Genomic DNA, 11,891 nt, shown 5'->3' with positions numbered 1-11,891 from the left:
CTTAATAAACTTTTTATTGGTGAACTGTGGGTATGCAGAAATGATTAGTGTGAGTTTTTAGGTTTTTAAACGCTGACAGCAAGCCGTATATAGAGGATTTACGCCGCCAACAAACGCCATATAAACAATGACCTACAAGCAGAGTTATGAACAAAGTTTAATTTTTAAGGCACAAGAAAGTTACCAACGAAGGCATTAGGCTGAAAAAAAGTGAAAAATTTGGATAATGGCACACCCGGCGCGATTCGAACGCGCGACCTTTGCCTCCGGAGGGCAACGCTCTATCCAGCTGAGCTACGGGTGCGTAGATTGATGTTTACAAAGATGAAAATACGCTAATAAACGCGTTCTGCTAACGGGGCGTAATGATACTTAGGCCATGGGCTGTCAGCAACTTTTTTATGAAAATCTTATGGCTGGGGTTATTACACATTATTAAAAATCCCTACTTTTTCTATGTAATTAGCCTCAAATAGTTGTCCAGTCCCAATTTACCGTTATAATCTGGCCAGTTATATTTTATACAAATTCATCATTGCCTGGAGACAGATGTGAAATTAAAGACTTGGTTAACTGTTGCTGCTACTGCGCTAACCGTTTTTGCAGCACAAGCACAAGAAATGAGTAACGATGAAATTGCTGATCGCATTAAGCCATCGGGTCAGGTTCACGTAGCAGGCGCAGCGCCAGCAGGTAACGCAGCTGCAGCTGGCGGTGCAAAGTCGGGTGAAGACGTTTACAACTCTGCATGTGTGGCATGTCACGCAGCAGGTGTACTTGGCGCACCTAAGCTTCAAGTAGCAGCCGACTGGCAACCACGCTTGGACGACCGTGGCCTTGACGGTGTATGGCAGAATGCCCTTAACGGTATCAACGCTATGCCAGCTCGTGGTACGTGCGGTAACTGTACCGACGAAGAAATTAAAGCAGCAATTGAGTACATGATTGAAGGTATCTAACGCCATCTAACATGCACTATGTTGCTTGAAAAAGTAGCGTTTCTCCAGCTAATCGGGTAACTTAGCTCGCTGGGGTAACGTTACTTTTTTTATATCGGCGAACGGAATGTCATCTGATTCAACGCAACATGAGTTGACTGAAGAGGAACTGAGGGAATTAATACCACAGCTTCAACAACTTACAGAAAAATATAAGCGCGCTGAACGTGTTCAAAAGGCGCTTTTTGATATTTCTGAGCTTGCCAGTTCTGTAAGTCATCTAAACCGCCTTTACTCTGCTATTCATGAAATTATTGGTGAATTCTTAAATGCCGATAATTTCTTTGTTGCTTTCTACGAACCTGAAAACAACATTGTCGATTTTGCTTACTTTGTTGACGAATTTGACGAACAGACGGTTCAGCAGTTACCCGCCGATCAGTTAATGGATGGCCTAACTGGTTACATTCTAAGAACGGGTAATCACCTTTTTTACAAACGCGAAGATGAAGAGCTTTTTGCTACAGAAAACAACGTTAAACTTGTAGGTTCGCAACCTTACGAGTTGTTAGGCGTTCCTTTAAAACGTGGCAGCCAGGTGATTGGTGCCATGGTAGTTCAAACCTACGATGAAGGTATTCACTACACGCAGGAAGACTTAGAAGTACTGCTATTCGTTTCGCAACATATTGTTACCACTGTTGACCGTGTAAAAAACCGAGAGCTTACAGAGCGCACCATTCGCGAGCGCACGCGTCAGCTGCGAAAGATAAATGACGACCTTCAAGAAGAAATTTTAGAGCGCCAGAAAGTAGAGTCGCTACAACAAGCATTGTTTGAAATATCGGAACTAGCCGCCACGCTTGAAGGCGACATGCGTACGTTTTATTCCAGCCTGCATGAAATTTTGGCGCGGCTGATAAGCGCACCCAACTGCTACATTGCTATTTTAGACAAAGAAAATAGCCTGCTTGAGTTCCCGTACTTTAGCGACAGCATGCAAGAAGAGGCTAAACCAAGACCACTTGGGCTTGGTTTAACAGAGCTTGTACTAAGAACTGGACAAGCGGAACTACTAAACCCGCCGCGGGTATTAGAGCTGGCTGAACTAGGCGAAATTGACGTATCGGTTGCGCAAACCATGCTTAACAGCGCTAATTCTTGGCTTGGATCACCGCTTGTTGTTGACGGTGAAATTGCAGGTGTTATTGCTGTTCAAACGTACGGCAGACACGCGAAATACACGTCTAAAGACAAAGAGCTGCTTCGCTTTGTATCGCACCATATTGCAGTAGCTATAGAGCGCAAACGCAATACTGAGTCGATGCAGCGTTACAACATGCAGCTAGAAACACGCGTTACAGAGCGCACTGCAGAATTAGATCGCGCCAACAAGTTTCTAAAACAGCAAATTGAAGAGCGTAAAGAAATAGAGCTTAAGCTTATTCACGACGCTCACCACGACTCGCTAACCGACCTGCCTAATCGTGCAATGTTCACCAGCCGCTTAGAGCTAGCCATTGCCAGCAAGCAGCGCTACAGCGAAAACATGTTTGCCGTGCTGTTTATCGACTTAGACCGTTTCAAAGTAATTAACGACACACTAGGCCATCATGCTGGTGATGAATTCCTTATTGAAGTGGCACGTCGCATTACACTTTGTATTCGTGGCCATGACTTATTAGCAAGGTTAGGCGGTGATGAGTTTGTGGTGTTACTTGATAACTTTGAAGATGCTGCCGATGTTAAAGAAGTCGCCGGCCGTATTATCAAATCAATCTCTGAACCTTTTTTGCTAGATGGTCGCGAAATGTATTCTGGCGCCAGTATTGGTATAGCGACTCTAGACACGTATTACCGCAGTGCAGATGAAGTACTTCGAGATGCCGATGCAGCTATGTATCAAGCGAAAACGCTGGGGCGCGGCCGTTTCGTTATGTTTGATAAAAGCATGCGTGACCGCCTAATTGAAGAGCTTGAATTAGAGAATGAATTTAGGCGAGCACTGCGCGAAGAAGAGTTCGACTACTTCTTACAGCCCGTTGTTAACATTCAAGACAACAGTACGCTGTACAAAGAGATGTATATTCGCTGGTCCCATCCTGCGTATGGCAAAATTGCGCGCGAGCAATTTAGGCAAGTGGCTGAACACAGCGGCCTTACGCTAGACTTAGACTTGTTCCAGCTGACTAAAGCGTGCGAACTACTAAAGCACTATGAAAACAGCGATGAAAAGATAAATAAAATTGCTGTAAATGTGTCGATAAACCATTTACTTCAGGCGTCGATGGTTAACCAGATGATAGACGTAATCGAAAACGCTGAAATTACGCCAAGCCAGCTGGTTTTCGAGTTTGATGAAAACGATTTAAATCGTCGTTCGCAGTTTATTTTGCCTGCCATTAAAAAGTTGAAACGCGCGGGCGTAACCCTGGTGCTTGATAACTTTGGTAGTGGATTGGCATCACTCAGTTACCTATTTGCTTACCCCTTCGACTTTATAAAAATTGACCATAGGTTTGTTAAGTCGTTACCACGTTCGCAGCGTAATTTGAAACTCATACAGTCTGTAATGCTTATTTCTGAGCATTTGAAATTTCAAGTAATTGCAGAAGGTGTAGATTCAAACGCACAGCTTGAAGCACTTAATGAAATTGAGTGTGTTTATGGCCAAGGTAAGGTATTAAAGCACGCAAAAGTGCTAGATATGACGCAACTTGCGAGCTAACTCCTCCGCCATAGCAATTATCCAGCCTGACTCACAGTGTATGTAAGCACTCACAAGCACTGCGAATGCAGAAGTAATAAACGGCCACGTTTATTTTTTACCCAGTATATCTCGTAGGTTCGCAATACCCACTTGCGCTTTTTGCTGACGCTCTTCTTTTGTAGCTTTGGGCTTTTGATTTTCCCACTGTACGTCATCGGCTGGCAGTTCAAATAAGAAGCGACTTGGTTCGGGCTGTATGACTTCACCAAACTGTCTGCGCTCTTTCGCTAGGCTGAAAATAAGTTCACGCTGCGCCCGGGTAATACCAACATAAGCAAGCCTTCGCTCTTCTTCTACATTGTCTTCATCTATGCTGCTTTGGTGCGGTAACAAGCCCTCTTCCATTCCTACGAGAAACACGATAGGAAACTCGAGCCCTTTAGAAGCGTGTAACGTCATTAGCTGTACTTGGTCCCCTTCCCCATCGTCTTCACCGCGTTCCATCATATCGCGCAATATCAAACGATTTACTACTTCAGTGAGGGTCATTGGTTGGTCTAAGTCATTGCCTTCTAGCATGTCATTCACCCAACCAAACAAGGTGCTTACATTCGCCATAGCCATTTCAGCGGCCTTTGGGCTTGCGCTAGTTTCGTAAAGCCACTCCTCATAGCCCATGGTGCGTATCATAGAGCGTACAGCGTCTACGGTATTTCCACGCTGTGCATTGTCAGACAACTCAACTACCCAGCGTGAAAACGTAGACACAGCGTGAAAGGCTTTTTCAGGCAGTACGCTGTTTAAGTTTGGGTGTGTTGAAGCTTCGAACATAGACACACCCAGCGAGTTAGCAAAATTACCTAGCTTCTCTAACGTAGCGCGTCCAATACCGCGCCCTGGCGTATTGATAATACGCAACAAGGCGTTATCGTCGTCTTGGTTCACCAACAAGCGCAAATACGCCATGATGTCCTTCACTTCCGCACGACCAAAAAAGCTCATTCCACCACTAATTTTGTAGGGAATGCGGTTGCTCATAAGCAGTTTTTCAAAAATACGGCTTTGATGATTACCGCGATACAAAATGGCGTAGTCTTTAAACTGTGTGCGATTCATAAACTTATGCGCCAGCAATTCAGCCACTACCCGCTCGCCTTCATGTTCTTCATTCTTGGCTTCAATGACTTTAAGCGGTTCACCGTATTGCAGTTCAGAAAAAAGCGTTTTGTCGAACAAATGTGGGTTGTTTTGAATAAGAATATTTGCGCAATGCAGTATGCGGCCTGAAGAACGGTAATTTTGTTGAAGCTTAATTACGTTCAAGCGCGGGAAGTCTTGCTGAAGCAAATGCAGGTTCTGTGGTTTTGCGCCACGCCATGAATAAATAGACTGGTCGTCGTCGCCTACCACGGTAAAGCGTGCACGTTCACCCACCAGCAGTTTAACTAGCTCGTACTGACTGGTATTGGTGTCTTGATATTCATCTACTAGCAAGTAGCGAATTTTGCTTTGCCATTTCGCACGAGCTTCTTCGTTGTGCTTCAGCAACAGTGTGGGCAATAAAATAAGGTCGTCGAAATCGAGCGCATTATACGCTTTTAGGTTGTCTTGGTAGCGCTTATACGCTTCGGCAAATTCACGCTCGCCTGTACTGTTTGCCTGCTTTAAAAGCGCATCTGGAAGAATAAGATCGTTCTTCCAGTTAGATATGCAGCTTTGCAATAGTTGAAGCTGATCTTTATCGCCATCGATGGTATCGGTAGTAAGGTCGTTCAACAGCGCCGTTGAGTCTTTATCATCAAACAACGAAAAGCCGGGCTTTAAGCCAAGGTCTTTCACGTGCGCTTTAATAATATTTAACCCTAAGGTGTGAAAGGTAGAAACTTTTAGACCGCGGGCCTCTGGTTTTCCTAGCGTTTGCGCCACACGCTCTTTCATTTCACGCGCCGCTTTATTGGTAAAGGTTACCGCAGCAATGTAGCGCGCTGGCATGTCGCAGTTTCTAACTAAATGTGCAATCTTGTTGGTGATAACTCGTGTTTTACCACTTCCAGCACCTGCTAATACCAAGCATGGGCCTGATACAAAAGTGACGGCAGATTCTTGAGCTTCATTTAGTTTCATTGGGGTCCTAAAACAACGTACATATTGGCCTACACACGGTTTTCATTGCATGTCGTGTCGATACCGATAGAATAGCTTTTATCTTGAGCCGCGCATTATAAGGGAATTCCATGTTGGATCCGAAGAAACTCGAAGAATTAGCAAAACAAATTGCCGACGCCATTCCTCCTGGCGTAAAAAATATGGCCGAAGAAGTAGAAGGCCGCGCTAAAACGGTACTGCAGTCGCAGCTATCAAAACTAGACCTAGTAACGCGCGAAGAGTTTGATATTCAAAGCCAAGTACTAATTCGCACGCGCGAAAAGCTTGATGCTATGGAAAGCCGCATTTCTGAGTTGGAAGCTAAGCTTGAAGAGAAGTAAGGCTATTACCTCAGAACGAGTTAAGAAATTACTAAAAGAATTATGAGAGGCGCCTTTTAGGCGCTTTTTTTTACCCGCTGTATTGGTACAGCTACACCAAGTAAAAATGAAGTGCAGTACCTATAGTAATAGATAAGCCAACATAATGATTTTCAAGAAAGGCGGTAAAGCACCCTTCGCGTTGTCTGCGCTTGATAAGCTGGTATTGACGTACGCACAGAAGCGCCGAAAAGGCGATAGCCGCGTAGTAAGGCCATGTGGCGTTTATGGCAACGCCTATGCAGGCCAATATACCAAGCGCCAGCGCTTGAAGCGACATAACAATAAGCACATCGTTTTTACCAAACAATATAGCGGTAGACTTCACGCCTATTTGAAGGTCGTCGTCGCGGTCTACCATGGCATACATAGTGTCGTAAGCGACCGTCCATAGAAGATTAGCAACAAACAGCAACCATGCATAAGTAGGCACAGTTTCTAGCACAGCCATAAAGGCCATGGGTATTGCCCAGCCAAATGCGGCACCTAACACCACCTGCGGTAAATGCGTATAACGCTTCATAAAGGGGTAAGACGATGCCAGCAGTAAAGCCACTACCGACAAAGCAATAGTTTGCCAGTTTAGAAATAACACCAACACAAACGCCATGGCAATGAGAGCCGCGAAAAGTTGAAGTGCCTGCTTGGCAGTTACTTCACCGGTAGCTAGTGGGCGCTGAGCGGTGCGCTTTACGCTACCGTCTACCTTCCTGTCGGCATAGTCGTTAATTACACAGCCAGCTGAACGCATAACAATTACGCCGGCAACAAAAATAATGCTGATATCTAAAGGTGGAAAACCTTGCCCCGCCATAAGCAGTGCCCACAGTGTTGGCCATAGTAATAAATAAATACCTACCGGCTTATCTAAACGCATTAGGCGTGCATAGGCGTTCCACTGTGGCGACTTCATAATAGGTTCTCGCTGCTTGGCATTGTGCTGTAGGCTGGTGAATTAGGCAGAAACACCTCTGCCACTATCATACTGTGGTTATCTAAAGTAAAGCGGGAGCGTCGCCCCCACAACATACTTTCTTTATTTTGCGTTTGCGCATATCCAAATTGGCTTGCAGGCATTGAGGTAATTTCAAAGTCGGAGCGTTTAAAGCGGGCATCGTTGAATAACCGTTTACCCAATGGTTCTTTGCCTAAATTGGAAAGCTCTGCATCGATGATCACTTGAGGAATAACAGAGCGAGCAAACACCCAAGGCTGGCCGTTATTGCATAATAATATTTCACGGATTTGATACGACTTTTCATTAACGCAGTCATCACACACGCTGTTGTTACATTCAAGCAACTGTAATTCACTGTTGTGTGGCATTAAGGCTTTTTGCCCTAGTAGTTCTAGTGAAAACTTACGGCTTAATGCCTGCACGCGTTCAGTTAGCGACCCCGTATCTAACAGCCAATTCTTTAAATGTGCGTTACCGACGGGAAGTTGTTGTGGCGTTTGCCATTGTACATCTAGCCCAACAGGAAAGGCGGCGTTAAAACTCACGTGAAAAGCTCGTATTATTAAACTGTTAATATCATATCATGGTTTTTTTTCGGTATCTTTGCGCGTTGCTATTTAAGCCGTGTGTATTTTCATAGGCTACAACTTTTACACTAGTGCGTTTGAACTGAGTTTTGCTACACTACTCAATAGATCTCATATTCTTATTAGGTAACTGGTTTTCACCATGCTTAAGACTTTATTAACACGCGGTTTTATTGTTCTTTGTTTCGTTTTTTCTGGCGTTCATGCAGTACATGCACAAGAAAAAGCAAACTATGCTTACATTGGTTTAGAGCCAGAAATTGTTACTAACTACATTAGTGAAAGCGCAAGAAAGCTTGGCTATGTGCGTGTTTCTGTTGAGCTAATGATGGATGTTAGTCAATTGGAGATTGCCGAGCACCACATGCCGCTGTTGCGAGCGACGGCCATTGAAATATTTGGGCAACAGCCCTCGGAAAAAGTGAAGTCGCTTACAGGGCGTGAGGACATTCGCCGCGCTATTTTAAAAGCACTTCAAGATCACATGAAGCAAGAAACTGGTGCTGAAGTTATTAAGAACGTTATTTTCACCAAATATTTGTATCAAGGCGATTAAGCCTTAAATAATCTTTTAGCTTATGCACTTTTAAAAGCGAGGTTTTACCTCGCTTTTTTTGACCCTAAGCTAAGCAGAGCCGCGAATAAACACCCAGAGAACAGCCCTGCCGTATGTGCTGCATTGGCCATGCTTACCCACAAAATGTCGGCATAACCAAGCACAAGCCACACTAACATAAAGCCGACAATAGAATTAGGAAGCGACACCCCCCAACTTGGGCGCAACCACCCGCACCACCATACAAAACCCATTACGGCATATACCACCCCAGACAAACCACCGAATAATAAAAGGTTGCCCTGAACAGGTTGAGTAAAGAATGACTGCGCCATATTCGACACAATGGCAGACACCATAAACACAATAAACAACATACTAACGCCAAAGGTGCGCTCTATTTTAGCGCCCAACATACTCCACCACAGAAGGTTAAAGATAATATGTAGTGCCGAGAAGTGAATAAAAGCTGGCCCAAGCAAACGCCACCATTCATTGGTTTGTGCAACTGTGCCCAACGGCTGCATAAGTAATTGTTGTGCTATAGGGCCAAACAACCCCAAAAACGAAAGAACGTAGACAACAACGCAAAGTAAAAATACGGCCGACGTAAACGGGGCTTTGATGGCATCACTGACCACGTTTTGAATAGAGAAGGCTGATTCGGATGGCGCTAAGTCAACATTCTGCCCTTTATCCCACGCTGCTTGTTGATATTTAGGGTGCTGTGGATTTGCTAAAAAATCTTCTGCAATTTGCTGTGCCTGCTGTCTATGTCCAGCGTTTGCCAACACTACAATAAACTCATTACGTTGGCTGCTGCTTGTTACTGAGGCGGGCAAACCTTGACTGGTTAAATAGTTGGCGAGCAGATGCGCTGCGCTTTGTTGATTGAAGGCGATAAGCGGTTGACCCATGAACGGTACATACCTTTTTTGTAACGAGTGAATTTGAAGTGTAATAGAAGTTACTTCTACATAAAAATAAAGGTGCGTTTAAAGCACCTTTATTTTGCGTTTAGCTGGCACTGTTCTTGTGCCTAATTAAACTTTTTATTCAGTTACCACTGGATTTGCTTGTCGCCACGCTTCAAAGCCACCATCCATGCTGTAAACGGTTTCAAAACCTTGCTGAGCAATGACCTGTGCAGCTTGCTGGCTGCTAACGCCGTGATAGCACACTACCACTACAGGGGTATTTTTAGGTGCTTGCTCGACAAACGCAGCGAAGTTGTCGTTATTAAGCGGCGCTGCATTTGGCATATGGCCGTTTGCAAAAGACTGCGGATCGCGAATATCTACAATAGTAACTTCACCTTCAAAGCTTGCTACGTCTTGCACGCTAATGTGTGAGAATGTTGTCATTATTGCCAGTCCAGAATAACTTTACCTGATTGCCCAGAGCCCATGGTATCAAACCCTTTTTGATAGTCATCAATAGAAAAGGTGTGGGTAATGATAGGCGATAAATCTAAGCCGCTTTGTAGCAAGCTTGCCATTTTATACCAGGTTTCAAACATTTCACGACCGTAAATACCTTTGATCACAAGGCCTTTGAATATCACTTGGTTCCAATCAATAGCAACGTCTTGCGGAGGAATACCCAGCATTGCTACTTTGCCGCCGTGGTTCATTTTGTTAAGCATACCGCGAAGTGCCACTGGCACACCCGACATTTCTAAACCAACGTCGAAACCCTCGGTCATTCCAAGCTCGTTCATGACGTCTTTTAGATCTTCTTTGCTAACGTCTACCGCACGTGTAGCACCCATTTTCTTAGCTAGTTCTAAACGGTATGGATTAATATCGGTTACAACCACGTGTCGGGCACCTACGTGCTTAGCCACCGCTGCAGCCATAATACCAATAGGGCCAGCGCCAGTAATAAGCACGTCTTCCCCCACTAAATCGAAACTTAGTGCTGTATGCACTGCGTTGCCAAACGGGTCGAAAATAGATGCTAATTCATCACTGATATTGTCGGGTATTTTAAAGGCGTTGAACGCAGGAATAACTAAATATTCAGCAAAAGCACCCGGACGGTTTACACCTACACCTTCTGTGTTACGGCACAAGTGAACACGACCCGCGCGACAGTTACGGCAATGTCCACAAGTAATATGACCTTCACCAGATACCCGATCGCCCACATTGAAGCCTTTCACTTCCTGGCCCATGCCAACTACTTCGCCTACATACTCGTGACCTACAACCATTGGCACAGGAATGGTTTTTTGTGACCATTCATCCCAGTTGTAAATGTGCATGTCGGTGCCGCAAATAGCGGTCTTGCGAATTTTTATTAGCAGGTCGTTATGCCCTACTTCCGGCTTTGGCGTATCTTGTAGCCAAATGCCTTTTTCGGCCTTGGCTTTTACCAACGACTTCATGAAATAACTCCCATTTCACGACCTACTTCAATGAATGCATCGATGGCTTTGTCAACGTGCTCAAGCGAGTGCCCTGCAGACATTTGCGTGCGGATACGTGCCTGACCTTTTGGAACCACTGGGTAAGAAAAGCCAATAACGTAAATGCCTTTCTCGAGTAGTTTATCTGCCATCTCGCTTGCTAAACGCGCATCACCTAACATCACAGGAATAATAGCGTGATCTTTACCCGCTAGTGTAAAGCCAGCCTCTTCCATACGGGTACGGAAGTGATTAGCGTTGCGCCAAAGCTGTGCACGTAACGCGTCACCGTCTTTCATCATTTCAAACACTTTAATTGACGCAGACACAATAGGTGGCGCAACTGAGTTTGAAAAAAGGTATGGACGAGAGCGCTGACGCAGCCATTCAACCACTTCTTTTTTACCTGACGTGTAACCGCCAGACGCGCCACCAAGTGCTTTACCCAGCGTACCAGTAATAATATCTACACGCCCCATTACACCACAATATTCGTGGCTTCCGCGGCCATTCTCGCCTAAGAATCCAGTAGCATGGCAGTCGTCTACCATTACCATGGCATCGTATTTGTCAGCTAGGTCGCAGATGGAGGCAAGGTCGGCAATAACACCGTCCATTGAGAATACACCATCCGTTGCAATGATTTTGAAGCGGGCACCGTCTGCATTGGCTTGTTTAAGCTGCTCTTCTAGCGCAACCATGTCGTTATTGGCGTAGCGATAGCGCTTTGCCTTAGATAAGCGCACGCCGTCAATGATACTGGCATGGTTGAGCGCATCAGAAATAATGGCATCTTCCGGACCAAGCAGGGTTTCGAATAGACCACCGTTAGCGTCAAAGCACGATGGATACAAAATGGTGTCTTCAGTGCCAAGGAAATCACTGATTGATGACTCTAGCTCTTTGTGGATGTCTTGCGTGCCGCAGATGAAGCGCACTGATGCAACACCAAAGCCGTGGCTGTCTAAACCTTGTTTGGCTGCGTCAATTAAACTGTCGTTATTGGCTAAACCAAGATAGTTGTTTGCGCAAAAATTAATAACGTGGTCGCCATTAGACACACCAATATCTGCTTGTTGTTGAGACGTAATAACGCGCTCTTTTTTGTACAAACCATCTTGTTTAGTGGCTTCAATTTGCGATTGCAAATGCGTAATAAATGCCGCAGACATGCCATTCTCCGAGTGTAGGTATAAAAAGTGTATTT

11 protein-coding genes and 1 tRNA gene are annotated in these 11,891 nt (G+C 44.9%); 4 read left to right on the top strand and 8 right to left on the bottom strand.

What is annotated here, in order from left to right; translation table 11 throughout:
• Positions 1 to 227 precede the first annotated feature (227 nt).
• Positions 228 to 304, bottom strand: a tRNA-Arg gene (locus ACGHAV_RS09240).
• A gap of 247 nt (positions 305 to 551) precedes the next feature.
• Between ACGHAV_RS09240 and ACGHAV_RS09235 the strand changes: the two genes are divergently transcribed.
• Together ACGHAV_RS09235 and ACGHAV_RS09230 are read left to right on the top strand one after the other, a co-directional pair.
• Complete coding sequence (locus ACGHAV_RS09235; protein WP_334014697.1) at positions 552 to 959, top strand: c-type cytochrome; 408 nt, start codon at positions 552 to 554, stop codon at positions 957 to 959.
• A 106-nt stretch (positions 960 to 1,065) separates the two neighbouring features.
• The gene (locus ACGHAV_RS09230; protein WP_390379434.1) at positions 1,066 to 3,666 is read left to right on the top strand and encodes an EAL domain-containing protein; all 2,601 of its coding nucleotides are present in this window, start codon (positions 1,066 to 1,068) and stop codon (positions 3,664 to 3,666) included.
• 90 nt (positions 3,667 to 3,756) lie between these two features.
• Here ACGHAV_RS09230 and rep read toward each other — a convergent pair whose 3' ends face one another.
• Positions 3,757 to 5,772 (bottom strand): DNA helicase Rep, encoded by a 2,016-nt coding sequence (rep, locus tag ACGHAV_RS09225; RefSeq protein WP_390379431.1) that lies wholly within the window; start codon positions 5,770 to 5,772, stop codon positions 3,757 to 3,759.
• 110 nt (positions 5,773 to 5,882) lie between these two features.
• On the opposite strand from rep, the gene ACGHAV_RS09220 reads away from it, so the two are divergent.
• A complete protein-coding gene (locus ACGHAV_RS09220; protein ID WP_334014700.1) occupies positions 5,883 to 6,134 on the top strand; it encodes an accessory factor UbiK family protein in 252 nt (83 codons plus the stop codon).
• A 91-nt stretch (positions 6,135 to 6,225) separates the two neighbouring features.
• Here the strand turns inward: ACGHAV_RS09220 and ubiA are convergent, their stop codons facing one another.
• Both ubiA and ACGHAV_RS09210 read right to left on the bottom strand, forming a co-directional pair.
• The gene (ubiA, locus tag ACGHAV_RS09215) at positions 6,226 to 7,086 is read right to left on the bottom strand and encodes a 4-hydroxybenzoate octaprenyltransferase (RefSeq protein WP_390379428.1); all 861 of its coding nucleotides are present in this window, start codon (positions 7,084 to 7,086) and stop codon (positions 6,226 to 6,228) included.
• The gene (locus ACGHAV_RS09210; protein ID WP_390379425.1) at positions 7,083 to 7,676 is read right to left on the bottom strand and encodes a chorismate--pyruvate lyase family protein; all 594 of its coding nucleotides are present in this window, start codon (positions 7,674 to 7,676) and stop codon (positions 7,083 to 7,085) included. Before ACGHAV_RS09210 ends, ubiA begins: the two co-directional genes overlap by 4 nt.
• A gap of 184 nt (positions 7,677 to 7,860) precedes the next feature.
• On the opposite strand from ACGHAV_RS09210, the gene ACGHAV_RS09205 reads away from it, so the two are divergent.
• Entirely contained in the window at positions 7,861 to 8,274 is a 414-nt protein-coding gene (locus tag ACGHAV_RS09205) for a flagellar basal body-associated protein FliL (protein ID WP_390379422.1), read from the top strand.
• Between the two features lie 44 nt (positions 8,275 to 8,318).
• Here ACGHAV_RS09205 and glpG read toward each other — a convergent pair whose 3' ends face one another.
• The 4 genes from glpG to ACGHAV_RS09185 form a co-directional block, all read right to left on the bottom strand.
• On the bottom strand, positions 8,319 to 9,191 hold the full coding sequence (glpG, locus tag ACGHAV_RS09200) for a rhomboid family intramembrane serine protease GlpG (protein WP_390379419.1): 873 nt from the start codon (positions 9,189 to 9,191) through the stop codon (positions 8,319 to 8,321).
• 135 nt (positions 9,192 to 9,326) lie between these two features.
• Positions 9,327 to 9,638, bottom strand: a complete 312-nt coding sequence (glpE, locus tag ACGHAV_RS09195) for a thiosulfate sulfurtransferase GlpE (RefSeq protein WP_334014707.1) — start codon at positions 9,636 to 9,638, stop codon at positions 9,327 to 9,329.
• Positions 9,638 to 10,663, bottom strand: coding sequence for an L-threonine 3-dehydrogenase (tdh, locus tag ACGHAV_RS09190; protein ID WP_390379415.1), 1,026 nt, complete (start codon positions 10,661 to 10,663; stop codon positions 9,638 to 9,640). The genes glpE and tdh overlap by 1 nt, the downstream gene beginning before the upstream one ends.
• Positions 10,660 to 11,856, bottom strand: a complete 1,197-nt coding sequence (locus ACGHAV_RS09185; protein ID WP_334014709.1) for a glycine C-acetyltransferase — start codon at positions 11,854 to 11,856, stop codon at positions 10,660 to 10,662. Before ACGHAV_RS09185 ends, tdh begins: the two co-directional genes overlap by 4 nt.
• Between the last annotated feature and the right edge of the window lie 35 nt (positions 11,857 to 11,891).

The sequence above is a fragment of the Alteromonas sp. MTD1 genome, from assembly GCF_042848195.1.
Taxonomy (GTDB): domain Bacteria; phylum Pseudomonadota; class Gammaproteobacteria; order Enterobacterales; family Alteromonadaceae; genus Alteromonas.
Note: the sequence above shows the minus strand (reverse complement) of the source record. Positions and strands in the feature narration are given on the sequence as shown.

Coding starts and splice junctions, on each gene's coding strand:
- ACGHAV_RS09230 (WP_390379434.1), top strand. CDS start 1,066: ATGTCATCTGATTCAACGCAACATGAGTTGACTGAAGAGGAACTGAGG.
- rep (WP_390379431.1), bottom strand. CDS start 5,772: ATGAAACTAAATGAAGCTCAAGAATCTGCCGTCACTTTTGTATCAGGC.
- ACGHAV_RS09220 (WP_334014700.1), top strand. CDS start 5,883: ATGTTGGATCCGAAGAAACTCGAAGAATTAGCAAAACAAATTGCCGAC.
- ubiA (WP_390379428.1), bottom strand. CDS start 7,086: ATGAAGTCGCCACAGTGGAACGCCTATGCACGCCTAATGCGTTTAGAT.
- ACGHAV_RS09205 (WP_390379422.1), top strand. CDS start 7,861: ATGCTTAAGACTTTATTAACACGCGGTTTTATTGTTCTTTGTTTCGTT.
- glpG (WP_390379419.1), bottom strand. CDS start 9,191: ATGGGTCAACCGCTTATCGCCTTCAATCAACAAAGCGCAGCGCATCTG.
- glpE (WP_334014707.1), bottom strand. CDS start 9,638: ATGACAACATTCTCACACATTAGCGTGCAAGACGTAGCAAGCTTTGAA.
- tdh (WP_390379415.1), bottom strand. CDS start 10,663: ATGAAGTCGTTGGTAAAAGCCAAGGCCGAAAAAGGCATTTGGCTACAA.
- ACGHAV_RS09185 (WP_334014709.1), bottom strand. CDS start 11,856: ATGTCTGCGGCATTTATTACGCATTTGCAATCGCAAATTGAAGCCACT.